The organism is Streptomyces sp. NPDC046876 (genome assembly GCF_040645035.1).
Classification (GTDB): domain Bacteria; phylum Actinomycetota; class Actinomycetes; order Streptomycetales; family Streptomycetaceae; genus Streptomyces.
On record NZ_JBEYXK010000042.1, the window covers coordinates 17,829 to 41,083 of the forward strand.

24 protein-coding genes and 1 pseudogene are annotated in these 23,255 nt (G+C 72.1%); 10 read left to right on the forward strand and 15 right to left on the reverse strand.

The window, feature by feature from the left end; all coding sequences use genetic code 11:
* Nucleotides 1-51: 51 nt before the first annotated feature.
* A complete protein-coding gene (locus ABZ924_RS21955; RefSeq protein ID WP_361912205.1) occupies nt 52-807 on the reverse strand; it encodes a hypothetical protein in 756 nt (251 codons plus the stop codon).
* Nucleotides 808-1,228: 421 nt separating this feature from the next.
* Nucleotides 1,229-2,053 carry a class I SAM-dependent methyltransferase gene (locus ABZ924_RS21960; protein WP_361912208.1) on the reverse strand — a complete coding sequence of 275 codons (825 nt, stop codon included), beginning with the start codon at nt 2,051-2,053 and terminating at the stop codon, nt 1,229-1,231.
* A gap of 148 nt (nt 2,054-2,201) precedes the next feature.
* Here ABZ924_RS21960 and ABZ924_RS21965 point away from each other — a divergent pair, with 148 nt between their 5' ends.
* Nucleotides 2,202-2,525, forward strand: coding sequence for a hypothetical protein (locus ABZ924_RS21965; protein WP_361912211.1), 324 nt, complete (start codon nt 2,202-2,204; stop codon nt 2,523-2,525).
* Between the two features lie 849 nt (nt 2,526-3,374).
* On the opposite strand, the gene ABZ924_RS21970 is transcribed toward ABZ924_RS21965, so the two are convergent.
* Nucleotides 3,375-3,902, reverse strand: a complete 528-nt coding sequence (locus ABZ924_RS21970) for a hypothetical protein (protein WP_361912214.1) — start codon at nt 3,900-3,902, stop codon at nt 3,375-3,377.
* Nucleotides 3,903-4,712: 810 nt separating this feature from the next.
* Nucleotides 4,713-5,441, reverse strand: coding sequence for an SDR family oxidoreductase (locus tag ABZ924_RS21975; RefSeq protein ID WP_361912216.1), 729 nt, complete (start codon nt 5,439-5,441; stop codon nt 4,713-4,715).
* A 386-nt stretch (nt 5,442-5,827) separates the two neighbouring features.
* Between ABZ924_RS21975 and ABZ924_RS21980 the strand changes: the two genes are divergently transcribed.
* Together ABZ924_RS21980 and ABZ924_RS21985 are read left to right on the forward strand one after the other, a co-directional pair.
* Entirely contained in the window at nt 5,828-6,718 is an 891-nt protein-coding gene (locus ABZ924_RS21980) for an SDR family NAD(P)-dependent oxidoreductase (protein ID WP_361912219.1), read from the forward strand.
* A gap of 72 nt (nt 6,719-6,790) precedes the next feature.
* The gene (locus ABZ924_RS21985; RefSeq protein WP_361912222.1) at nt 6,791-7,372 is read left to right on the forward strand and encodes a TetR/AcrR family transcriptional regulator; all 582 of its coding nucleotides are present in this window, start codon (nt 6,791-6,793) and stop codon (nt 7,370-7,372) included.
* Between the two features lie 90 nt (nt 7,373-7,462).
* Here ABZ924_RS21985 and ABZ924_RS21990 read toward each other — a convergent pair whose 3' ends face one another.
* Both ABZ924_RS21990 and ABZ924_RS21995 read right to left on the reverse strand, forming a co-directional pair.
* Nucleotides 7,463-8,329, reverse strand: a complete 867-nt coding sequence (locus ABZ924_RS21990; RefSeq protein ID WP_361912224.1) for an NAD(P)H-binding protein — start codon at nt 8,327-8,329, stop codon at nt 7,463-7,465.
* Between the two features lie 116 nt (nt 8,330-8,445).
* Nucleotides 8,446-8,856: pseudogene (locus tag ABZ924_RS21995) on the reverse strand (nuclear transport factor 2 family protein); the annotation flags it as partial.
* A gap of 98 nt (nt 8,857-8,954) precedes the next feature.
* Between ABZ924_RS21995 and ABZ924_RS22000 the strand changes: the two are divergent.
* Nucleotides 8,955-9,542: a TetR/AcrR family transcriptional regulator gene (locus ABZ924_RS22000; RefSeq protein WP_361912227.1), complete on the forward strand. Its 588-nt coding sequence runs from the start codon at nt 8,955-8,957 to the stop codon at nt 9,540-9,542.
* A 70-nt stretch (nt 9,543-9,612) separates the two neighbouring features.
* Here ABZ924_RS22000 and ABZ924_RS22005 read toward each other — a convergent pair whose 3' ends face one another.
* On the reverse strand, nt 9,613-10,131 hold the full coding sequence (locus ABZ924_RS22005) for a VOC family protein (RefSeq protein ID WP_361912230.1): 519 nt from the start codon (nt 10,129-10,131) through the stop codon (nt 9,613-9,615).
* 305 nt (nt 10,132-10,436) lie between these two features.
* Between ABZ924_RS22005 and ABZ924_RS22010 the strand changes: the two genes are divergently transcribed.
* Together ABZ924_RS22010 and ABZ924_RS22015 are read left to right on the forward strand one after the other, a co-directional pair.
* Nucleotides 10,437-11,723 (forward strand): phytase, encoded by a 1,287-nt coding sequence (locus ABZ924_RS22010; protein ID WP_361912233.1) that lies wholly within the window; start codon nt 10,437-10,439, stop codon nt 11,721-11,723.
* A gap of 234 nt (nt 11,724-11,957) precedes the next feature.
* A complete protein-coding gene (locus ABZ924_RS22015; RefSeq protein WP_361912236.1) occupies nt 11,958-12,710 on the forward strand; it encodes a transposase in 753 nt (250 codons plus the stop codon).
* Here ABZ924_RS22015 and ABZ924_RS22020 read toward each other — a convergent pair.
* Entirely contained in the window at nt 12,707-13,537 is an 831-nt protein-coding gene (locus ABZ924_RS22020; RefSeq protein ID WP_361912239.1) for a class I SAM-dependent methyltransferase, read from the reverse strand. The two genes, ABZ924_RS22015 and ABZ924_RS22020, sit on opposite strands and share 4 nt — an antisense overlap.
* Before the next feature lie 39 nt (nt 13,538-13,576).
* Nucleotides 13,577-14,806: a PP2C family protein-serine/threonine phosphatase gene (locus ABZ924_RS22025; RefSeq protein WP_361912242.1), complete on the reverse strand. Its 1,230-nt coding sequence runs from the start codon at nt 14,804-14,806 to the stop codon at nt 13,577-13,579.
* Between the two features lie 112 nt (nt 14,807-14,918).
* Here ABZ924_RS22025 and ABZ924_RS22030 point away from each other — a divergent pair, with 112 nt between their 5' ends.
* Nucleotides 14,919-15,827, forward strand: a complete 909-nt coding sequence (locus ABZ924_RS22030) for an SDR family NAD(P)-dependent oxidoreductase (RefSeq protein ID WP_361912245.1) — start codon at nt 14,919-14,921, stop codon at nt 15,825-15,827.
* On the opposite strand, the gene ABZ924_RS22035 is transcribed toward ABZ924_RS22030, so the two are convergent.
* The 3 genes from ABZ924_RS22035 to ABZ924_RS22045 form a co-directional block, all read right to left on the reverse strand.
* Nucleotides 15,751-16,716, reverse strand: a complete 966-nt coding sequence (locus ABZ924_RS22035; RefSeq protein WP_361912248.1) for an AraC family transcriptional regulator — start codon at nt 16,714-16,716, stop codon at nt 15,751-15,753. The genes ABZ924_RS22030 and ABZ924_RS22035 overlap by 77 nt on opposite strands.
* Before the next feature lie 63 nt (nt 16,717-16,779).
* Nucleotides 16,780-17,139 (reverse strand): hypothetical protein, encoded by a 360-nt coding sequence (locus tag ABZ924_RS22040; RefSeq protein ID WP_361912251.1) that lies wholly within the window; start codon nt 17,137-17,139, stop codon nt 16,780-16,782.
* Nucleotides 17,136-17,708, reverse strand: coding sequence for an ATP-binding protein (locus ABZ924_RS22045; RefSeq protein ID WP_361912253.1), 573 nt, complete (start codon nt 17,706-17,708; stop codon nt 17,136-17,138). The genes ABZ924_RS22040 and ABZ924_RS22045 overlap by 4 nt, the downstream gene beginning before the upstream one ends.
* 345 nt (nt 17,709-18,053) lie before the next feature.
* Here ABZ924_RS22045 and ABZ924_RS22050 point away from each other — a divergent pair, with 345 nt between their 5' ends.
* A complete protein-coding gene (locus ABZ924_RS22050; RefSeq protein ID WP_361912256.1) occupies nt 18,054-18,743 on the forward strand; it encodes an STAS domain-containing protein in 690 nt (229 codons plus the stop codon).
* Between the two features lie 52 nt (nt 18,744-18,795).
* On the opposite strand, the gene ABZ924_RS22055 is transcribed toward ABZ924_RS22050, so the two are convergent.
* The 3 genes from ABZ924_RS22055 to ABZ924_RS22065 all read right to left on the reverse strand — a co-directional run bounded on the left by ABZ924_RS22055 (nt 18,796) and on the right by ABZ924_RS22065 (nt 21,065).
* Nucleotides 18,796-19,329 (reverse strand): histidine phosphatase family protein, encoded by a 534-nt coding sequence (locus ABZ924_RS22055; RefSeq protein WP_361912259.1) that lies wholly within the window; start codon nt 19,327-19,329, stop codon nt 18,796-18,798.
* A 49-nt stretch (nt 19,330-19,378) separates the two neighbouring features.
* Nucleotides 19,379-19,783, reverse strand: a complete 405-nt coding sequence (locus ABZ924_RS22060) for an STAS domain-containing protein (RefSeq protein ID WP_361912261.1) — start codon at nt 19,781-19,783, stop codon at nt 19,379-19,381.
* 208 nt (nt 19,784-19,991) lie between these two features.
* Complete coding sequence (locus ABZ924_RS22065; protein ID WP_361912264.1) at nt 19,992-21,065, reverse strand: glutamate-cysteine ligase family protein; 1,074 nt, start codon at nt 21,063-21,065, stop codon at nt 19,992-19,994.
* A 404-nt stretch (nt 21,066-21,469) separates the two neighbouring features.
* Between ABZ924_RS22065 and ABZ924_RS22070 the strand changes: the two genes are divergently transcribed.
* Both ABZ924_RS22070 and ABZ924_RS22075 read left to right on the forward strand, forming a co-directional pair.
* A complete protein-coding gene (locus tag ABZ924_RS22070; protein WP_361912267.1) occupies nt 21,470-21,949 on the forward strand; it encodes a hypothetical protein in 480 nt (159 codons plus the stop codon).
* Nucleotides 21,950-22,250: 301 nt separating this feature from the next.
* Nucleotides 22,251-23,246, forward strand: a complete 996-nt coding sequence (locus ABZ924_RS22075; RefSeq protein WP_361912270.1) for an NAD-dependent epimerase/dehydratase family protein — start codon at nt 22,251-22,253, stop codon at nt 23,244-23,246.
* The last annotated feature ends 9 nt before the right edge of the window (nt 23,247-23,255 follow it).

Consider the following 23,255-nt stretch of genomic DNA (forward strand, 5'->3'; position numbering starts at 1 on the left):
CGGCTACGGGACGTCGCCCCGCCACACGAACCGGGTGGCGCAGCCGACGGGTCAGGCGGTACCGGCCGTGGTCGCTTGCCGCCGCCGGTAGCGGTCGAACTGCCAGGCCGTGTAGGCCGAGAAGGGGACGGTGACTGCCGGGACCACCCACCACGGGATGCCGAGCAGAAAGGCGGGGACGGCCACAGCTGCGCAGATCACCGCCAGGGCGATGAGCAGCGGTCGGCCGAGCCCGCGCCAGGTGTGGGGCTCGTACAGGCGGCGTTGCCCCGACAGTCGCATGGCCCCGAACCACAGGCACAGGGCCGCCACGAGCCCCGCGTAGGTGCCGATGCCGGCGAAGATTTGGGCCTCGTCGCGGGGCTTGTCGGCAGAATTCTGCCGGACGTCACCCTTGGCGATCGTCATGACCGCGCCCCGCCAGATGGTGCCGGTCACCTGGTCTTGGGGGTTGAGCCGCTCCAGCAGCGGTCCTGGATCGCCGAAGTCCACCTTCCCGTTCCAGAAGGCCGCGCCAGACACGGTCGCCGAGTACTGGGAGCCCCGTCCTCCCTTGAGCTGTACGGCATCGACAGTGAAGGAGACCGTGCGCACGCAGTCCTCCCGCTCCCGCACCGTCTCATCGGTGGGGCACTGCCGGGCCGCCGTGTAGGCCGCATGGCGGCCGTTCTCGTACGGCAGTTGTACTGCAAGCATGAAATAGCAGAACAGCGCCGGCATCAGGGATGCCACGAGCAGCGCCGCTCCCGTGCCCCGTTCCCCCGCTGCGGACAACTGCGCCGTGCGGTGTGTCTTCGTCTGCGTCACCACGCGCCTCCCCCTGAGTTTCCTTACAGCTCCAATTCAGCCACAGGGAGCTCTGCGGTGAGGGCCAGATGTCCTATCGCGGGAGCTGGAGTGTCGCTGAAGGTGATCAAGCAACGGCTACGGTCCGGCCGGTCAGTGTGATTCCGGTGCTGGATATACGAGATGCCGAAGGCCGAGGTCTTCCGGACGCTGGGGGGCGTGGCCGGGCACGGTGGGGTCGCCGTCGCGCTCACCACGGGCAGCCGGCGGCCCGGCGATGGTCCAGGCCGTCCTTCCGCCCGGCTGCTGAAGGGGAACGCCGGGGGACGTCGCCCACGGGATGCTCACTTCGTTGAACACCGGAGAGAGTGAGGTGAAGAGCAGCCCTGGGCGTTTTCAGGAATTCCCATCGAAGGAGCGCGAACTACTCGAACACGGAAGGCTACCTACGGGATTCGGGGCCGTTGGCAGGCAGGAGCCGACTTGCTTCGGGGGTGCGTGGACGGCGGGCAACGGCCAGCAGATGCAGGCTGGATACCACGAGCTCTGGGTGGCCGTCGGCGAAGCGTGCGGCAGCCAGGGCGGCTTCAAGTGCCTTCGCGCCCAGGTCCTTGGTCCCGGTCCGGCGCTCTTCGGCCCTGAGGGCCTCGAAGGCGGGCCCATGCACACCGTAGACCGCCAGATCACCGAGGCCGGCCTGCCAGGCCTCGGCACAGAGATCCGAGGGGTCGTGGTAGTACGTGGTGGGGCCGTCCGGGCGGACGCGCAGCCCGGTCGTCGCGATGTCCAGCGCATGCGGAGAGTCCAGGTCCAGGAGCTTGGCATACCGGTTGAGGGCGGCCGCAGCGACCAGGCCACCGGGCTTGACGACACGGTGGGCCTCACGCCAGGCACGGGCACGCCCGGTGCTGTCCGGCAGGTGGTAGAGAGGACCGAGCATCAGCACGGCGTCGAACGAAACGTCCCCCTGGACGAGTTCCCGCGAGTCCCCCAAGCAGGCAGCCAGACCCTGGTTGCGGGCCTGCCCTACGTGCTTGTCCACCGGGTCGACCACGAGAACCTCATAGCCGCTGTCGGCAAGCCAACGGGCGTGCACGCCAGGCCCGCCGCCGACATCCAGGACGGACGCGGGCGAGGGCGGAAGATGAGCCCGCAGGATTTCCTGCGTCCGCACCAACTCGACCGTGCCGATGGTGCGCCCGGAAGTGAGGCGGCCGGCCTCATCACCGGCACCGTAGAAGGCGGTGATGTCGGGAAGGAGCGCCATGTCGACCTCCAAGTGAGCGAAATCGGGCTACCCGATGGGCAGAATGACACGGTCGACCGCACGACCGCCACGGAAAGCAATCGGAGGTAGGCCCGGTACGTGTCGGGGTCGTGCGGCCGCTTCCCGGCAGCCGTGGCAACCTGCTCCCATGCCATGGGAGCTGCGAGAACATGCAGGCCGTCACTATGCGCTCCTGTTCCACTATGCCTTGCCCGACGACGCCTGGGCCGTGGAACTGAGTGAGGCTCGGCCTGCATCGGGCAACCCCGACGCCACGGTGACCCACTTTCCCGGCCCTGCTCTCCTGGCAGCGCTTGTTCCAGACGAGGACCCGAATCTGGAGCCGACCTTCCGCGTCTTCAGCCCTGACGGGCACGTCGTTCCCTACGAGATCATGCTCTGGTTCATGGATCAGGTAGCTGCCGAGGTGGAACGCTGCCGCATCGCGTTCCGACAGGCCGACCCTGGCTGACCCCTGCGGCTTCGTCGACCGTACGCGGTGGTCGGCGGCTCCCTGAAGCCCCGGCGCCACAACGCCTCGCCTCCATGAAGCTCCTCGCCCGCGAGGACGGCTGCAGCCGCATCGTGTGGACCACCGATGTGACGCCGGACGACCTGGCCGCGCGCATCGCCGCGGTGGTCGCCCGGGGCCTGCGCGTCATCCGGCACACCTCCGCGCCGTCCGGGCCGGCGGAATGCCTACGGTGGTCCCGGCTGTGCGCGAGCACGCGCATGCCTCGGCCCGGCCCTCGCGGGGGGTCCGTCGCACCCACGGCGGAAGTGAGCATGAAACACGCGAAGAGCTGGAGCGGGCAGGGTCCGTGGGGCTCTGCATGTTCTTCGTTCCCGCTCCGTGTTCACTGAACGTGCGACCGAAGGTGGGTTGGCTCTTCTCGTCCAGTCGAGGTCCTCGGTCTTCCTCCTGCACCGTTTGAGTGCGAACGGATCCGAGGTGTGGGGATGGACACGTCGGACCGGGCGGGTGCAAGCCGTTGTGGTCCGATGTGAGCACCACAGGGTGGGGCAACGCCGCGGCAGTGGACAGTGGACAGTCTGCTCGCACCACGGACTGTCCACCCAGACCAACGGCACCTGCTCGACGATCGGCAGGCCGCTCGCGCTCGTAGCGGATGTTTCCGGCGCGGGTGATGCGCGTGCCCGTGTGGGGAGCAGGGGGCCGGCCGCGTCCTGCGTCGTGTGCGTGGCCGGCCAGGACGCCTCGGTCCGGTTGCCCATCGAGTCGTAGGTGTAGCGCTCGGTCCAGTTCTACGTCGCCCGAGGACGCTCGCTCTGCCTGCCCTCGACGTGCGGCGGCTATTGCTCAAATCCTTCTGGTGCCGGTTGTCACTGTCCTGGTCTTCTGGCCGGCGATGTCGATGTCGGCGGATGCCTGAATCTGCGCAGGCCGAGTGAAGGTGACCGTCTTGTCAGGCACGCAACCCCACTCGTCGTCCGGCTTCAGGATCTGATAGCGGGCTACAGGGGGACAGGCGCCCAGGAAGTGGGCGTGCCCGGACACAATGAACTCCACAAGGACACCGACCCGAATATCCTTCGTCGAAATATTTTCGACCCGTACAGTTGCCGTGCGAAGCTTGGCCTCGTTCGTAGTCGGGTCCCACTCCGCCTCGTAGCACACCTTCACCCTGGCGACGCTGGCGCCGCCATGCGCCGGGGGGATGCGGAACGATTTGCTGCAGTCGCCTTCCACGACGACGGAGGGTGCCCTGACGCTGGTCGAGTCCGATGGCACGGCCGCCGATGCGGCGGCCGGAACGGGTGTCAACAACGCCGCCGCAAGAAGCGGCACGCCCATGGCAGCCCTGGCCAGTTCCTGGGAGGATTGCATCGATCGCCCCTTCTTAGCAGGCCGGGGGTCACTTCGACCGTACGCCTCGGCCGCTGGGCAGGCATCTCGGCGAGCGCCACGCGGCCCGGCCAGGCACTGCACGGGGTTCAGGCTGCGTTACGGCTCGGGCCTCGCAGGTCGAAGGGCTGGTCGCTGGACGGTCCCGGCTCGCTCCACGATTGTCTGCGCGCACTGGATCCTCGCCCTGCCCCGGCCGACGGCGACCCCGCGTGTGCCCCGCCTCCCCCGCAACCCCGGCCGACGAGCCCACCACGCACCCGCCGGCCAAGGCGTGGTCCCCAACGCGGAGTTCGCCGGGCCGCACGTCCACCGGCACCCGCCCAGCCGGGATCCGTAAGTCCCCCCGGTCCCTGTCCGTGGTGCGGGCGACCCACTGGAATCCGTCCGCATCCGTCAGGCGCAGCACGAGCGGGGAGGGCCAGGCCCTCAGCATCGCCGTCGAGTCGGTCCGCCAGGCGGGAGACGCTCGTACGCGCGGGACGACAGGTGGCTGCCGTCCTCAAGACCGTCCGCGAGTTCCTCCCCCGCGAGCCGGGTGATCTCGATCGCGGCGAGCAGGGCATCGTCGGCAAGGGCCCAGGGAGTCATGGGCCCTACGCTCGTGAGCCGATCGTCGCAGCATCGAGGCGAGCGCAGTCAGTCCGCTCCGAGCAGCTCGCGAACGGGCGCCATCAGGGCCTCACTGATGAGACTCTCCGAAAACGGCGAGGGGTGCTCGCGCTCTTCAGGTGCTTGCCATGCATGCAAGGGGTGGGAGTCCGCCATGGTGATCTGAGTTTGCGCCGGGGTCTACAGCTGCTCGAAGTGAAAGGAGCGGATGAAGCAGTCTCGCGGTTGGCCGATCGCGAAGAGGACGCAGTCGAGGACGGATTGGGCGGTCAGCGGGTCATCTGCGGTCCGGGAGACATGGTCCCAGGTGGAGTGGAGCGGGTCGCCGTCCGTGAAATCCGGCGGATAGAGCGAGATGACGCGGATGCCCTCGGGCCGGAGCCGATGAGAAAGGACGTCAGCGAATCCGGCCTGGGCGGCCTTGGCCGCGTAGAACGCAGGATGCGCCTGGGACCTGTGGTTCTGGGCTTCCGCAGCTGAGGAGACCACGTTGACCACATCTGCACCCTCAGAACTGCGCAGCAAGGGCAGGAAATGCTTGACCGTCAGCAGGGTTCCGGTGGCTCCGGAAGCGACAGTGTCGGTGATCGCTTCGTCGTCGGCGTCCCACAGGTCAGGGCCGTGCAGGTACCGGGCGCCATTGTTGAGCAGCACATCCACCTGGTCGGCGTGAGTGGCTACCCTCTCCGCGAAGCCCCGCACGGTGGCTGGGTCAGCCAGATCACAGACGAACGCATCCACTCTCGCACCGCTGTCGGCCGCCACCTCGTCGGCCACCTTCTGAGCGGCAGCCAAAGTGCGAGCGGATACGAACAGACGCGCACTCATCCGGCCCGCGCGCAACGCAAACGCCCGCCCGAACCCGCGCCCGGCCCCGGTAACCACCACCGTCTTCCCGGCCAGATCCATACGCGCACCTCCTTCTACTTCCTTTGTTGATCACGTTCCTTTGTTGATCACGGTGAGCGTAACTGCGGGGCCGAGGCGATGCTCGCGGGGGACGGGATCCTGCTAATGAAGCTGCCTCCGCACTCCCGGTTCACCGGGGTTCTGCCCGACCGCACACCTCGTCACCTTCGCGACCCCGCCGCCGTCCGACCGCCCCACCGCCACCGCGCGACGGACGGACGGCACCACATCGACGGGCCAGCCCACCAACCCCGCGGCGGCGGGCGCTCCGGGCCCGGCTCACTTGGCCGACGGGCAGACGATAACCGGATGGGTCATCCGTATCGATGCTACGATCACAGCAAGCGGATTCGTTATCCGATTCAACAGGGACGGATGGGTGAGCCATGAAGAGGACGGCTGTGGTCACGGCGGGAACGGGCGGCATCGGCTTGGAGACCGCCCTGGGGCTGGCGGCTGCCGGGTTCTCGGTCACCGTGGTCGGGCGCGACACCGACCGGGGCGCCCGTGCGGTCGAGCGGATCAACGCCCAAGGCCCGGCACAAGGCGCCCGGTTCCTGGCTGCCGACCTCGCCTCGCTCGACGAGGTGCGCACGCTGGCCGACCGGATCGCCGCCGACCAGGCCGCCGCGGGCGCACCGCTGACCGTGCTGGTCAACAACGTCGGGGCGATGTTCGCGGAGCGGCAGGACCTGGGCGGCATCGAGGCGTCGTTCACCGTCAACCACCTCTCGCCCTACCTGCTGACCGAACTCCTCCTCCCCACGCTGACGGCCGGCGCGCCGAGCAGGATCGTGAACGTGACCTCCGGTGCGGTCGCGCTCGCCAAGCGGACGTTCGACGCCGTTGAGCCGCCCGGCAGCTACTACGGCTTCCACTGGTACGGTCGCGCCAAGCTCGCGAACCTCACCTATACGCTCGACCTGGCCAAGCGGCTCGACGGCACCGGCGTATCGGTCTTCGCCGCCGACCCCGGTGGCGCCGCGACCGCCATGACCGACGGAACCATGACCGACCCGAAGATCGTCTCGCCCGCCCTGCGGCTGCTGTGGCCGCTGGTGCGCCGCAAGTTCGAACGCTCGACTTCGGGCCCGGCGTCCGTGGCGGCCAGGCCTTCGATAGTCGCCGCCACCGACGACGCCCTGACAGGCCGGACCGGCATCGTGATCGGCGCACAGGCCCAGCCCGTAAGCCCGTTCAACGCGGCGAACGACCCCCGTACCGTCGAGGCCGTGCGCCGGCTCAGCGAGCAGTACGCGCCGCTCGTCGCAGTCTGAGCCGCCGGCCCCCGACGCCGGCGCGGGTGGCCGCGTCGGGGGCCGGATAGGGCATCCGGTTAGCATGTCCCCATGCCGATTTCGCCGCTGCGCAAAGACGCGGCCCGCAACTGGGACCGGATCGTCGCCGTCGCCCGCTCGTTGGTCGACCAGGGCATACCGTTGCAGCTCAACGACGTCGCCCGCCGCGCCGGGCTGGGTGTCGGCACCGTCTACCGCCACTTCGCCACGACCGAGGCACTGCTGGAGACCGTCGCCACGCCGTGCCTGGAAGCGCTGGTCGCCCAGGGCGAGGAAGCTCTGGCCGACACCGACCCCCGGCGCGCGCTCGAGACCTTCCTGGCCCGCACGGTCGAGGCACAGGTCACCGACGCCTCACTGGCGCCGGTCGCCGCCGCCCCCTCGGACGCCCTGCCGCACACCACGGAGCTCAAGACGTCTTTGTGGGCGACCGGCAGCGCACTGCTCGACCGGGCGCGTGAGGCCGGGGTCGTACGCCCTGACCTGGTCTCCGCCGACCTGGTTCCCCTCATGTGCGGGATCGCCTACGCCGTAGACGTCCACAGCGGCGACCCGGCCGACCGGATCGACACCGCGCACCGCTATCTGGCCACCTTGCTCGGGGGTCTGCGTGCCGTGCCACCGCAACGGTGAGGCTCGTCATGCTCGTGCAGTCAATGCGCGGGTGTCGCCCGCTCGGGGCTGCCGTTCCTTATGTCGCAAGGGCGGGACGACTGCTGCCCTTCAACTTCCCTGGCCCGATTCCCGCTCCATGACGGAACGGAAGTCACGCGCGGGACGCCCGGTGACCCGCAGAACGGAATCGGTGACCCGGTCCTCGGCCCCCGCGGCGATGGCCTTGTCCATGTCGGCGAGCATCGTGGCGAATTCCTCGGGCATCAGCGCGGCCAGACGGCCCCGCAGCTCTTCGTGGGGCAGCGATCGGTGGACCACGGGCCGCCCGGTGACCTCCGCGACGATGGTGGCGATGTCGTCGTAGCCGAGGGCCTCGGGTCCGGTGAGCACGAGGTCGGTGTTGGGGGCGCGCACGTCGGTCAGGGCGCGGACGGCCACTGCCGCGATATCCTCGGCATCGACGAAGCCGACCCGGCCGGTCCCGGTGGCGGTGACGATGACGCCATCGGTACGGATGCTGTGCGCGTGCACATGACCGCCGGTGAAGTTCTGCATGAACCAGGAAGGCCGAAGCACCGCCCACTCGTCGAAGATGCCCGGTAGCGCCGCATGCACCTGACCCACGGCCGGACCGCCCTCTTGGATGGAAGAGGCACTCAGCAGCACCGCGCGCCGCACGCCGGCGGCACGGGCCCGGTGCAGAAAAGGCAGGACGACGGCCGCGGGATCGGGATCACCCACGGGCGGGACCACGTACACCCGTTCCGCGCCGTCGAGGGCGGCGTCATGGGTGCCGGCGTCGTACCAGTCGAAGGCGGCCGCCTCGGCACCCGGCACCGGGGTGGCCCTGCGGCTGGCCGCCTTGACGGCATGACCGGCGGCCGTCAGCTGCGCGCAGGTGCGGCTGCCGATGGTACCGGTGGCACCGATGACCAGCGTGGTGCCGGTGGAGGGAGTGACGCCGGTCGCCTTCATCGGCTGCCCTCGGCGTCGGTGTCGGCATCGGCGTCGGCGTCGGCGTCGGCGTCGGCGTCGGCGTCGGCGTCGGCGTCGGCGTCGGCGTCGGCGTCGGCGTCGGCGTCGGCGTCGGCATCAAGGACGGCGAGCGGGTTCCAGTAGTCGCGGTAGGAGGTGAACCGCCCGTCCTCGACGGTGACCACGGCGATGTACGTCATGTCGAAGGGGCGGCCGGTCCACACCAGCCGGCCGACACCCCGCATTTCGACCACGATCGTCCGCGGATCGGCGGTCTCGTGGATCCGCAGATCGGCCTCGGGAAAGTCGTGCAGGTCGATGCGCTCGGGGTAGGGCCGCATGTATGCGGCAACGGCTTCCCGCCCCTCCAGGCGCCGGGGCCATCCCGGGGGTGCGAACGGGAACTCCATCACGCCGCCCTCGGCCCACAGGCCCACCCAGCCCGGGATGTCCTTGTCGAGCAGGAGTTGCAGGCCGTGGCGGTAGAGAGCCGCCGGAGAGATCGACACGGGCACGGGTACGGACATGGGTATCCTCTCCCTCATGAAAACGGACCTTGAGTCCGCTTTGAGGAACGATACGGACCCGGGGTCCGTTTTTCAATCCGCTCGATGGAAGGAACCGCATGACCGAACGCAAGCCCCGCAAGGACGCCGCCCGTAACCGGCAGGCGGTTCTGGAGGCCGCCGACCTCCTCTTCGGCCGCTCCGAGAGCCCCGAGGACCTCACGATGGCCGACGTCGCGACAGCGGCCGGCGTCGGCAAAGGCACCCTCTTCCGCGCCTTCGGCGACCGCGCCGGCCTGCTCGGCGCGCTGTACGAGGCCCGGCTGGAACCCCTGCGGGAGGCGGTGGAGACGGGCCCACCGCCCCTCGGGCCCGCCACCCCGCCGCAGGAACGCGTGCCCGCCGTGCTCGACGCCCTCCTGTGCTTCAAACTCGACAACCGCCGCCTCGCACTGGCCCTCGAGGAGGCCGGGAGCAGCAGCCCGTACCAGGCCGGCCACTACGACTGGTGGCACGGCGTGCTCCAGTCCGCGCTGGAACAGGTCCCGGGTCTGGCCGACGCGGACGCCGGCTTCGCCGCGCACGCCCTCCTCGCCGCCACCCGGGCCGACCTCGTCGAGCGCCTGGCCGACCGGGAAGGCGTGCCGCGCGAGCGGTTGCGGGCCCAACTGGCGCAATACGCCGGCAGAGTCGTGGCCGCACGCTAGGACCGGCCGGTCGAGGAGCGCGACGACCTCGATCTCGACCAGGTGCCGCCCGGCACCGCGGCGGCGGGCGTCAGCTGGAAGCGGTTGACGGCTCGCCCCGCTCCGGGCCGTGCAGCGTCCCCGAGACGTACTCCATCGCGCGGGCGAATCCGGGGTCGGTCATCCGCCGCCCCATCTCCTCGTCGTCGACGTCCTCGATGTGGGTCTGGATCCACCACAGGTTGCCGAAGGGGTCGCGGACGCGCCCGACCTTGTCCCCGAAGAAGAGGTGGGTGACCTCCGTGACGGAGGTCCCGCCCGCCTCGACCGCGCGCCGGTGGACGGCCTCGGCGTCCTCCACGTACAGCCGGACGAAGGCGGGCGTGGGACCCCAGCCGGGCGGGCCGTCGAAGGCCATGATCCGCCCGTTCCCGATCCGCAGCTCGGCGTGGCCGATGGTGCCGTCCTCCATGACGAACCGGCCCAGGTCCTCGGCGCCGAAAGCCCGCTCCAGGTAGTCGATGAGCCCGGCGGTGTCGCTTCCGATGATCCAGGGCGTGATGGTGGTGTAGCCGTCCGGAACGGCCTTGACCGCTTCGCTGTCGCTCATGGGCCGAGGCTATGCGGGATGTAGGTCAGCTGCTTGCCTAGATGCGGCGTCGGTTCTACGGCATTCCCGGTCGGGCCGCCAGGAAGGCGGCAACCCCATCGCCGAACCGCTCGGGTGCCGGCAGAGCAGGCCGTGGCCGGCTTCACCGTGGATGATGGACGACGAGCCGGCAGTGGGCGGCGCCGGTGTGCTCGGGCGTCGCGCCGGGACGTGTTCAGCCACCCGACACCATTTGGTCGCGGACATGACAGATGCTGCCGAGAACGTCTTCCCCGTCAGGGCAAAACCCTTGCAAAGGAAGAAACATGACGATACGTCCGGCCGCTCGCGCTTCCACACTGATGCTCTGCACGGCACTCGCGGCCTGCGTCGCCCTCCCGGCACAGGCCTCCTCGATCAGCAGCATCCGGCCCAAGGCCGAGACCGCGCCGCTGTACGACGACGAGGCCGGCGGCGGCGCCAACGCGGACGACCCGGCCATCTGGCGCAACCCTGCCGACCCCGGCCGCAGCCTCGTCGTCGCCACTGCCAAGCAAGGCGGTCTGCGGGTCTACGACCTGGACGCCCGCCAGGTCCAGTCCATCCCCGCCCCGGCCGGCCCGGGCGCCGACGACAAGCCCGGCCGCTTCAACAACGTCGACCTCGTGCAGGGCCTGCGCCTGGGCGGCGCCCGCGCCGACGTCGCGGTGGTCAGCGACCGCGGCAACGACCGGCTGCGGATCTACCGCATCGACCGGGACAAGCCCGGCGGCCCGCTCACCGACGTCACCGACCCCGGAGCGCGCCCCGTCTTCTCCGCCGACCAGGCCGAGGTCAACAAGCAGAAGACCGCCTACGGCCTGGCCACCTGGACCGACCGCACCACCGGCCGCTCCTACGCCCTGGTCAGCCAGCGCCACCGCACCCGGATCGCCCTGCTCGAACTGCTCGCCACCCCGGCCGGCACCGTCGACTACCGCCAGGTCCGCACTCTCGACCTGCCGTCCTCCTTCCGCCTGCCCAGCGGCGCCACCTGGGCGCCCTGCGCCGAACCGGGCGAGCTGCCGCAGGTCGAGGGCATGGTCGTCGACCCCGCGGACGGCACCCTGTACGCAGGCCAGGAGGACGTCGGCATCTGGCGCATCGACGCGGGGCTCACCGGCACGCCGAAGCTGATCGACAAGGTGCGCGAGTACGGCGTCCCCGGCACCTACGACCCCCGGACCGAGGAGTGCACGGCGGGCGCCGATCCCGGCTACGGCGGCAAGCGCCTGACGGCCGACGTCGAGGGGCTCACCCTGGTCACCGAGCCGGACGGCGACGGCTACCTGCTGGCCTCGAGCCAGGGCGACAACACCTTCGTCGCCTACGACCGCGAACGCGACGACGACAACGAGTTCGAGGGCGCCTTCCGCATCACCGCGGCCTCGGCCTCCCTCGACGGCTCCGAGGTGTGCGATGGTGCTGCCGCCCTGAACGCCCCCCTCGGCTCCCGGTACCCCCGCGGCCTGCTGGTCGTCCAGGACGGCCAGGAAACCCCCGGCGACGGCGACCGCGAGGCCACCGGGTTCAAGTTCGTCGACCTGGGCAAGGTCATCGACGCCATCGACTGACAGTGAAGATTGGCCATGGCACCGCTCGGGGGTCTGACTCTCCGACTGACTGACGCTTCGGCTGTCCTTCGTGGGAATCGTCGGCCTGCCGGGTGGTGCCTCTTGGCGCGTGGCCGGTCGGGCGTCCGTGACTTCATAGGAGCCCGGCCAAAGGTCCCATCACTGTCTTGTCCGTCTGCCCGACCGGCTCGTGCCCTCCCACTGGTGCGCGTTGGAAGGGCAGCACACAACAGCATGGCAGCACAGGACATAGAGGTGGTCGGCGGGATCGACACCCATGCCGATCTCCACCAGGCCGCGGTCATCGACGGCATCGGCCGCCACCTGGCCACCCAGAAGTTCGAGACCACTCCGGACGGCTACCGCAGGCTGCTGAACTGGCTGCACTCACATGGCGAGGTCCTCGCTGTCGGAATTGAGGGGACCGGCGCCTATGGCGCGGAGATCGCCCGGTTCCTCACCTCCAACGCCGTCACCGTGATCGAGGTGGACCGCCCCGACCGCAAGGCCAGGCGGGACAACGGCAAGTCCGATCCCATCGACGCCTACGCGGCGGCGACCGCGGTCCTGTCCGGCCGGGCCGGTGGAACCCCGAAAGCCAGAAACGGCATCGTGGAGGCGATCCGGTCCCTGCGCGTGGTCCGCAAGAGCGCGGTCAAGGCCCGAACCCAGACCATCAACCAGATACGCACCCTCATCGTCACCGCGCCCTCCGGCGTCCGGGACAGACTGCGCGGCCTGTCCGCGAAGGAACTGGTCGACACCCTGGCCCGCTCCCGCCCGGCAGGCGAACTCGCATTCGACACTTTCGTCGGCGGGCACACCCCCGCCCGTCACCCCTTGACCCGGGTCTGCTCCTCCTGTGTCCTTCTCAGCTGTTCGGCCAGTTCGGCGCCGCGCTCCTCGAGCGACGCGCTTGCGCGTCGTTGGCCTTGCCACGGGGCGCCGCTGGCCTGGGGGCGGCAGCCCGTACTCCAGCAGAGCTAGCGGGTGCGGGCCAGGAACAGGTCGCTCAGGTGGTCCATGGCGATGCCGCCGCCGTGGGCGTCCAGGACCCGGGCGGTCTCGCTCAGGAGCCGCTCGCGCTGCTCGGTCGGCAGGACGCGGTAGCGCGAGAGCGAGGCCAGGTGCCCCACGTAGCGGTCCGTGTCCCAGTGGTGCTCCCGGCGGAACCGGTGCGCGCACAGGTCGGTGAACCGGCCGTCGCGCCGGCATTCGGCGTCCGGCCAGGAGCCGGGTACGGCGCCCCAGTTGCCCGGGACGTCACCGAAGGAAGAGGCCGGCTCGCCGTGCGGCGCGTTCGCCATCCCGTGCCTGCGGTCGACCTCGGCGAGAGCGGCGTGGACCTCGGCGTCCCGTACGCCCTGGAGGTTCCAGAACAGGGCGATCGCGCCGCCGGGGGCGAGGACGCCGTGGGCCAGGTCCCAGCGCCGCTCCGGGTCGAGCCAGTGCCAGGACGTGGCGGCAAGGAGGAGCCCGAAGGACCGGCTGCCGCTCGGCCGCCGGTCCTCGAAGGGTCCGACCTCCACCCGGACGTGCGGGTAGGGGGCGGTGTTGCGGCGCAGGACGCCGGCCATGCGCTCGTCGGGTTCGATGCACACCAGCGGAGTTCCGGCAGCGGCGAACGGCACCGTGGCCTTGCCGGTGCCGGCGCCCACCTCCAGCGCCGCACTTTCGCCGAGGGCCGCGTAGGCCAGTACCTCCCGGACCAGGGGCTTCGGATATCCGGGTCGGGTGGCGTCGTACAGCTCGGCCACCTCCCCGAAAACCTGGCCGCGCGTCCTGTCGATCTCGAACTGCTCCTGCGGGGCCATCCGCGTCCTCTCGCCACCGTGATCGGCAAGCGGCCCACGCTACCGGCCCGCCTCCAGGACGGGGTGCCATTCGGCGAGCAGGATGGTGGCGTCGTCGGCGAGGTGGCCGTTGTGGTGGGCGAGGATCGCGCGCACCAGGCGCCGCAGCGCCTCGGGTGCGGGCTCGCCGGCGGCGGTGGCGCGGATGATCGAGTCGATGAGCCGGCTCTCCCCGAACAGGTCCCCGGTGCTCGAGCGGGCCTCGGTGACCCCGTCCGTATGGATCAGGAGGCGGTCGCCCGGTTCGAGCTGGGCGTGGTGCACCACGGCACGGGGCCGCCGGTCCTCGGGGTCGGTGGGCAGGCCGAGCGGGAGCTGTACGGGGCGTTCGAGCGCGCCGTGGACGACGTGCTGGCGGCGGATGATCATCGGGGGCGGGTGGCCGCAGTTCACCCAGGTCAGTGCCCCGGTGGCCAGCGCCAGGTCGGCGAAGACGCCGGTGAGGAGCCGGTCCGGCAGCCACCGGTGGAGGGCGGCGTCGACGGTGGAGGGGATGTCCGCGAGATCGCCGCCGGAGCGCCGGGTGGAGCGGGAGCCTGCCATCGCGACGGCCGCACACAGGCCGGAGGCCAGGTCGTGGCCCATGGCGTCGATGACGGCCATGTGCAGGGCCGTGGGGGTGAGGGTGTGGTCGAAGGCGTCCCCGCCGATCTCGTAGGCCGGCTCCAGGATCGCGCTGGAGGTCGCCTCCGGGCAGCCGATCGTGCGGGGCGGCATGAACGCCCAGGCGAGCTCGGCCTGCAGGAGCATCGGTTTGCTCCGGGTCAGGCGCGAGACCAGATCGCCGAAACGGCTCTTGGCCGCGATCAGCTGCCCCGTCAGCGAGGCGAGGGACTTGCACTGCTCCAAGGTGGCCGACTCCAGCGCCGAGGCGGTCAGGCGCAGGACCCCCAGCCTCTCCACCCCGTCCACCAGCGGCAGCCACAGCACCAGGTCACTGCCCGACGACAGCTGCACGGTGCCGGTCCGGTACGCCCACCCGGCCAGCGATCCGTCCACCGCGACGCCGGTCTCCGCAGGCCCCTGCTGCTCCGTTCCCTGGCCGTGGTGGACGCCGTCCGGTACGGGGACGAGACGGATCTGCTGCAGGTCGGAGAGGAAGATCACGGCGTCGGTCATGCCGACGGCCCGGGCTGCCGTGCGGACCGTGCCCGGGAGGTCGCCGGGTCCGAGGCGGTGGCTCTCGGCCAGCAGGTCGGCCAGGAGATGGCTGAACTCGGCTTCTTCCACTGCTGTCACCACCACTCGGCCAGGGACCTGGGGGCGGGCCCCGTCCGGCGTCTGCCCGGTCCGGCCCCGCCCACGCGCGTGTGGCCGGAAATGGGAAGGGTAGGCGCTGCCCATGAACACACAGCGTCCGCTGGCCGTGGTCACCGGGGCCTCGACCGGCATCGGCTACGAGATCGCACGGGAACTCGCCGACGGGGGCCACGACCTCGTCATCGCGGCCGAGGGACCCGACATCCACCTCGCCGCGCGCCGCCTCGCCCCCCATGCGCAGGAGGTCGGGGCCGTCCGGGCCGACCTGGCCACGTACGACGGCAGCGAGACCCTGGTCCACGAGGTGCACCTGCGGCAGCGGCCGGTGTCCGTGCTGGTGCTGAACGCCGGGGTCGGCAGGGCGGGCGGGTTCCTGGAGACCGACCTCGCGGACACCGCCCGGGTCATCGACCTCAACATCGCCTCCACCGTGCACCTGGCGCGCCGGCTGCTGCCGGAGATGGCCGCGCGGGGCGCGGGGCGGCTGCTGCTCACCTCGTCCGTCGCCGCCGAGCTGCCGGGTCCGTACCACGCGGTGCACAACGCCTCCGAGGCCTTCCTGTACTCGTTCGGCCTGGCCCTGCACGAGGAGCTGGCCCGGTACGGGGTCTCGGTCACGGTGCTGCTGCCCGGGGCGACGGACACCGCGTTCTTCGCCCGGGCCGGCCTGCTCGGGACCCGACTCGGCCGCACCCGCAAGGACGATCCGGCCCTGGTCGCCCGGCAGGCCTGCCGGGCGCTGGCCTCGGGCCGTGCGCGGGTGGTGGCGGGCTCCCCCGCGACCCGGGCCGAGGAGCTCGTGGTTCACGCCCTGCCGGTCCGGACGAAGGCGGCCCTGCACCGCCACGAGGCCGAGCCGGTCCACGGCCGCAGCGGGATCGCGGGCCGGCTGGCGGGGATGGCCGGAGCCGACCTCACCGGCGCAGCGTGGTCCTGGGCGGCTCACCGTACGCGCGCCGGTAGGCGGCGGCGAACCGGCCCGCATGGGTGAACCCCCAGCGGGCTGCGATGTCGGTGACGGTGGCCCCGGCCCCGGGGTCCGCGTCCTGCAGGTCGGTGTGGGCGTGGTCGAGGCGGACGCGCCGCGCGTAGTCCAGTGGCGTGGTGTCCATGTGCCGCCTGAAGGCGTACTGGACGGCGCGCGGGGTCACGTACGCCGCGGCGGCGACGTGGGCGAGGGTGATGTCGTGCTGGGCGTTGGCCTCGATGAACGCCTTCGCCCGGCGCAGCGTCTCCGGGCCGGCGTCCCGGGTGTCGGCCGTCAGGGGGCTGGTGTCGAGGTCGTTCGGGAACACCACCAGCGCCGTCGCCGCCAGCAGCCGCGCGGTCTCGGCCGCGACCAGCGGGGAGAACCCGCCGGGCGTCAGGACGACGCACCGGGCGAAGTCCGCGGTGCGCTGCCACAGCGCGGCCATCCGCAGGCCGGCGGGGACCAGGTCGGTGAAGTGCAGCGGGCGGCTGCGCCGCGGTGACGCGTCGTCCGCCGCCCGTCCCACCAGCTCCCCGGGCAGCAGCACCGAGGAGATCCGCAGGTCGTCGGTGAGGAGGGTGCGGCCCTCGTCCGGCCGGCCGTCCAGACAGACGTCACCGGTCCCGAGCCGCTCGTGCCGGTCGCCGCTGCGCAGGTCCGCGCGCCCGGCCTGCAGGCAGCTGACCGTGAGGAGCCCTGCGGGTGCGAAGACCATGCTCAGCCGGCCGGGGAGGAGGAGCTCCGTCAGGGCGAAGGGGCCGGCATCGATGCGGGCGAACCCGTACTCGCCGGCGCCCACGAGGCGGACCTCCATCCGTACGGCAGTCCCGCAGGCGGCTTCCAGGTGGTCCCGTGCCGACTGCGGGTCACGGGTGGTGTACGTCCTGCGTACTGCCTCGGTATCGGTCATGTCGTCACCACCCTCGCAGGGCACCTACCCGGCGGGGTCGCGATCAGGCAAGGGATCAGGGGATCAGCTCGGATCCTGGCATTCCGGATCGCTCGGGTCCTCCGGGTCGTCCGCGTCCTCCCGCGCCAGGGCGAGGGCGAGCTGCTGGAGGATCTGCTCGGTGGTCTCCTGCGGATCGGCATCGTCGTGGGCGTCGGCGAGCGTGTCGAAGGCCAGCAGGAATCCGTTCACCAGCGCGCTGAAGGGCTCGGACAGCTGCTCCAGCACCGCCCAGCCCGCTTCCGCGGCGGTGGCTTCGACCGGAACCAGGAACTGGTCGGGGATGGCCTCGGCCAGGAGGTCGGAGACGAACTCGTCCGCGGCGCCCGACCGGGCGGCGGTGATGGCGGCGATGGCCTTGAGCTTGACCTCGTTCTCCCTCATCGGTCGCCCCCCGGTGCCCTGTCGTGGGCCATGTCGTGGGTTCCGGCGTGGCTCGCGCCGTTGGATCTGCCGTTGGTTCTGCCGTTGGTTTTGCCGTTGGTTCCGTCGTTCGTTCCACCGTTCGTTCCGACGTTGGTCATGCCGTATCCATCGTCGCTCCTGTGGTCACCGTGGTGCGCGGGGAACCGCGGTGCACCCTCCTCGGCGGAGTGTGCGGCGACCACGACCGTGATCGTCTTGCCCGACGGCCGGCTCTCGACCGTCACGTGCTCCGCAAGCCGGTTGATCATGACCCAGCCGAACCGTCCGGGCACATCGGCAGGGGTGGGCCGGTCGAGGGGCAGGTCCGGATCCGCGTCGGAGACCTGGACGACGGCCTCGGGGGGCCGGCAGCGGATCCGGAAGGCGGTCGCGCCGCCCGCGTGCCGCCGCGCGTTGGCGACCAGCTCGGTGACCACGAGGAGCGCGTCCTCGGCGTCCGGCCCGGTGACGCCGTGGACGGCCAACACGGCGGACGTCACGTCCCGGGCCTGCTCGCAGGTCGGGCCGCCGACGGCTCGCGGTCCCATGGGTCGCCTCCTCTCTGCGGCGTCGCTCCCCCGCCACAGTGCCCCTGGCTCCGGACCCCGGTTCCCCGGCCTCCCGGCCTCCGGGCCCCTGCGGCCCCTGGGGCCCCGTCAGGACGGGTCCGGGCTCCTCGTAGGCGCGTCTGTCCTCGGCGGATGGCTCGAAACCAGCAGAAGGCCCCGGGTCGGGCGGCGGCCGCCCGGCGGTGCGGGCGGCGGTTCGTTCCGCGGACGGAACCGGGGAACGTGTTCGCCTACGGGGCTGCGACGGCCCCCCGGCGGCGCCGACCATGAAGTGATGTCTCCCGTCCCCGCCCCCGTCCCCGGCGCCGTGGAGGTGAGATCCCGATGGCCGAACCGTCACGCCATGACACCGCCTTCGAGGCGCGCCCGGCCGCCCGGGCGCTCGTCACCATCGAGGGCCTGCCCCGCGACCGCGTGACGGCCCTGGTGGCAGGTGAGGTCACGGAGGGCACCCTGACGCCGCTGCGGCGCAGCCTGACGACTGCGCTGGAGTCGTCCGCGGGCGGCCTCGACCTCGATCTGTCGGACGTGGGCTTCTGCGACGTCGCCGGTCTGCACATGCTGCTGGAGCTGCGGGCCCTGGCCGCGGCCCGTCACCGCAGCCTGTCCGTCACGGCCGTCTCCCCGCCGGTCCTGCGGCTCTTCCGTGCCACCGGCTGCGCGGCGCGGCTGATCGGCGCGGACCCGGCCGCGGCCAGGTCGCTGTTCGTCACCGCCGAGCTGCGCCGCGAGCTGGCACGCACCGGGGCTTCGTGGGCATCGGGCCCAGGAGGGCCGGGCGATTGCCTGCACATCTGCATCGACGGTGAGACGGCGACCGTCACCTGGCCGGCCGCCGTCGGGGATGGCGGGGCGCAGAAGGCGCTGTACGAGGCGGTCGCTTCGGCGCTGCACCGGGCGGGGCTTCGCTCGGTGCGGTACCGCACGGCGTCGACACGCCGCACGCCGCAGGCGGAGTCAGTCCGGGCCGCCCTGTTCGGGCCGCGGGCCCTGCGCAGGAGCCGCCGCGTGTGACGGCCGTGGGGCTGCCCGGTCCGGCGGCCCCGGGAGTCAGCCGCCGCCGGGGTCAGTCGTCGCCCGGAGCCCAGAAGTCGGCCAGGTGTGCCGCGCCCGGTGCGAGCTCCCGCCACGGACACGTCACGGTCAGCACGACCACACCACAGGTGGGAAAGGCCTCGTCCAGCCGGTGGCGCAGCTGCTTCGGACCACTCCCGCACAGGGCGGTCGCCAGCTCGTGCACGGCCGGGTTGTGCCCGACGAGCAGGACGCCGGACAGGCTCGGCGCATGCTCCCGCAGGGCGGCGAGGAGGTCGTCCCCGTCGGCGTGGTAGAGCCGTTCCGCGTAGTACGCGGGCGGTGGGTCGGAGAGGTGGGGGATCATCAGCTGCCAGGTCCGGCGGGCCCGTACGGCGGTGGAGCACTGGGCCAGGTCGACACGGTGCCTGGACTCCTCCAGCCAGCGCCCCGCCGCGCCGGCGTCGCGGCGCCCGCGCGCGGTGAGGTCCCGGTCGGGGTCGTCCGCCGCGTCCTTGGGCACGGCCTTGCCGTGGCGCACGAGGACGATCCGGCGCTCGCTGCTCGCTGACCTGCTCTCTGACATGGGATGCCCTCCGTCCGGGACGGCTTCTGGATGCGGATACGGCCGGGGTTCACGGCAGCCGCATGGCCTCCTCGAGGCCGGGGCTGATGGTCAACACGTCCTGGACGCCGGCCAGTTCGAGGAGCCTCAGCAGCCTCGGCGGTGGCGCCACGAGGCGCAGCCGGGTCATCCGGCGCACGCGCAGGAGGAGGTTGAGGAAGGTGGAGTCGGCAAAGGTGAGGTCGGCGGTGTCCAGGACGACGACGGAGTGCTCGCGCGCGGCGCGCAGCAGTTCCGCTTCCAGCGGTCCCACCGTGTCCTGGTCCAGCTCTCCGGCTGCCCGTACCAGGGCCACGCCGTTCCGGTCCGGTCCTACGCCGTCGGATGCTGCGCGGTCAGGTCCTGCACGGTGGGCTCCTGCGCCGTCGGCTCCTGCGGGGTCGGCTTCTGCGCGGTCGCGCCGCAGCTCGTTCACGTGGACCGCCTCCTCACTCCTGCTCGCCCCCTTCGCGGGGCGCCTGCCCGGCTTCGTGGCGCGTACGTCGCCGGGTTCACGACGCGGACCGATTCGTTCGTTGTACGGACGAAGGCCGATCCGAGGGATTCGCTTCGCGGCTGTTCGCGGCCCTGGCGCGCAGACGGGGACCGGGTCGGCCGCGGCCCGGTTCCCTGGCCCGGCCCCGTCACGCGACCGGGGTCAGGAGGCTGGTGTCGGCGCCCGACGTGGCGAGGGCGAGGGCGTCCACCACGGCGCCGAGTCCGCCCCACCGCTCGCGCACGGCCCGCTGCCTCGACGCCCCGCACCCGCGGGTGCGCAGCTGCCGCAGCAGGCCCGCCACCAGCTCCTGGTCGCCCGTGGCGGCGAGTCCCGGTGCGGCGAGCTCCACCATGCGGTCCAGCAGGAGAAGCGCGCACACCTCGTCCCCGCTGACGGGGTCCAGGCCGGGGCCCTCCAGGCCGTGGACCGCGGCGTAGGCGTAGGCCTGGCGCAGCCGGGGCGCCGGCGGTGCGGCCGGCGGCGCCCCGGCCCCGACGGCGGGCAGCAGGGCCACGGTCAGGCCGCGGAGCAGGGCGGCCAGCAGCACGACGGTGTCGAGGTCGGCGTTGGCATCGGGTACCAGGACCTCCAGGGTCGGCCGGTGCGCCGAGGGACCGGAGCCGTGGAGCTCCGTGTCCGGCCGGTTGCGGCGGCGTACGGGAACGGGCGGGCGGCCGAACCGCACGGAGCGCCAGCTGGCGCAACCGGCGTCGCGGCCGTACACGAAGGGGGAGTTGGCGGCGAGGGAGACGATCACGGGCAGCCACGGCTGGAGGTGACGGGCGAGCTCCAGGGCCTGCTGTCGGTCGAGCGGGCCGATGTGGATGCGGCAGCCGCACACCGGGCCGGCGCGACGGTCGGCGGGTGCGGCCGGACGCGGGATCTGCGCGGAGCCGGACGGCGCCGGCGGAGCGGGCGGCCTGTCCTCGGGCAGTACGGGCGCCCCGGCGGCGATGCACCGGCAGCCGGTCTCCCGGGCGGCACGCGCCATGGTGCCGCGCAGCCAGTCCAGTTCGGTGCGCAGGCCCGCGCTGTCGGCCGTGGGTTCGGTGTCGACACCGACCTGGGCGGGGCGGTGCCCCGCGGTCACCTGTTCGCCGAGTTCGCAGCGGGCCACTGCCACGAGCTGCGGCCCGCGGTCGGTGAGGCTCCGGCTGCGGGCGTCCATCACCAGGTACTCCTCGTGCACCGCCATCGCCAGCCGCTTGAGCCTGGCCATCGTGCCGCCTCCTCGGGTTCCGGTCCGGGTTCTGGCCCCGGTTGCCGTTTCGGGTTCCTGTTCTGGCTTCTCTACCGGGCGGCGGTTCAGTCCTCGCCGCGGACGTCGTTCGTGCACGGTTGCTGCGTGGACATGCGTCTACCCGGCCGCCCTCGGAGCATGCCGCGGGCTCCCTCCCCGCCGCCCGACGAGCGCTGCGCGGCCATGTCGGCCTCCCGGCCGCCCGGTTGGGTGCCCTCGGCCGCCCGCCGGCAGACCGGCCGGAAAGCCCCGGGGCATGGAAGTGCCCGGACCGGGCAGGTGTGCGGCGATCAACGGCACCGGCATGGCGGGGCCGCCGGCCGCGCACCGGCGACGGTCCATCCCGGCCCCGCGGACCGCGGCGTGTGAGGCGGTGGGTGTTCATGGACACGCAACTGACTGCTCTGCGATCCCGGGAGATGCTCCTCGAGCCCGAGGACCTGCTGGAGATCGCCTACGAGGTGGGCCGCGACTACCCGCGCTGGCGGTCGCGGCTGGCCGAAGCGGACGGCGAGGGCAGCTGGATCCAGCTGTTCCGGGACGGCCGGCTCGGGGTCTGGGCCATCGGCTGGCACTGCATGCCTCCGGGCGCCGGCTACCTCGACCACGAACAGGTGCGGGGTGCGGTGTTCGTCGCCCGCGGCGCCCTCACTCACGAGCATGCCCGGCTGGGCAGCGCCCCGCACGTCGTGGAGGTCGGCGCGGGGAACGGGTTCTGCTTCGACGAGGCCCTCTACCACCGGATGCACCCCGTCCGGGACGCCGGGCCGACCGTCACCGTCCACGTGTTCGCGACGCCGTCCCGGCAGACCTCCCAGGGCGACGGCTCCGCATGTCCGGCCCTGCGGCTGGGACTGCCGTGAGGAGTTCGTCCTGCGCAGGTCCCCGGGCCGCTGCTGCGGCAGCCGCAGGGGCGGCCGGCCGGAAAACGAACACGCGCCGCCCGGGGTGACGGGCCGGGGACCCGCCCCGCGACCGGCCCGCCGGTTCACTCCAATGGCGTCCCCGCCGCGCCGTGAGCCGCCCGCCACGGGCAGGGTGGGTCACGTCGGCGCTCCCCCGCGGGGCGCCTTCCTCCGCCCGGGCCCGAGCCCGCACCGAGGCCGCTTTGCCGAGAGTTCCCGAGATCCGGCCCCCGCGCCGGCCCCTCCCAGGGAGATCCCCATGGCTTTCTCGCCGGACCACCGCTGGACGCATGCCGTCGTCACCGGCGGCGCCGGATTCGTGGGCTCGCACCTGTGCGCGGCCCTGCTCGCCGCGGGTACCGAGGTCACGTGCCTCGACGACTTCAGCACCGGTCTGCCCGGCAACATAGCCGGGCTGCTGGACCATCCCGGTTTCACCCCGCGCCGGGCCGACGTCACCCGCCCGTTCACCGTGGACCGGCCGCCCGACCTCGTCCTGCACCTCGCCTCGCCGGCGTCTCCCGCCGACTACCTGCGGCTGCCGCTGCACACCCTGGACGCCGGCAGCCTGGGCACCCGCAACGCCCTGGAGCTGGCCCGCCGCAGCGGCGCCCGGTTCGTCCTGACCTCCACCTCGGAGGTGTACGGGGATCCGCACGAGCACCCGCAGAGCGAGTCGTACTGGGGCCACGTCAACCCGGTGGGCCCGCGCAGCGTGTACGACGAGGCCAAGCGCTTCGGTGAGGCGCTCACCACGGCGCACTCCGCGGTCCACGGCACCGACACCTGCATCGTGCGGCTGTTCAACACCTACGGGCCCGGCATGCGGGGCCACGACGGGCGGGCGGTCCCCACGTTCATCCGGCAGGCGCTGGAGGGCGTACCGCTCACCGTCACGGGCGACGGCCGTCAGAGCCGCTCCCTGTGCTACGTCGACGACACGGTGGCCGGCATCCTGGCCGCGGCCGCCCACGGGCTGCGCGGACCGGTGAACATCGGCAACCCCGACGAGATCACCATGGCCGACCTGGCCCGGCGGATCATCGAGCTGACCGGTTCGGCCTCGGAGATCCGGTACGTGGAGCGGCCGGTGGACGACCCGGCGGTCCGCTGTCCCGACATCACGCTGGCCCGCGGAAAGCTCCAGTGGGAGCCGCAGGTGGAGATGGCGGACGGGCTGCGGCGGACCATCGCCTGGTTCCGGTCCCAGGGCGGCCGACCGGTCCGCCCCGGGCCGGACGGCTCCGGAACCTGAAGGACGGTA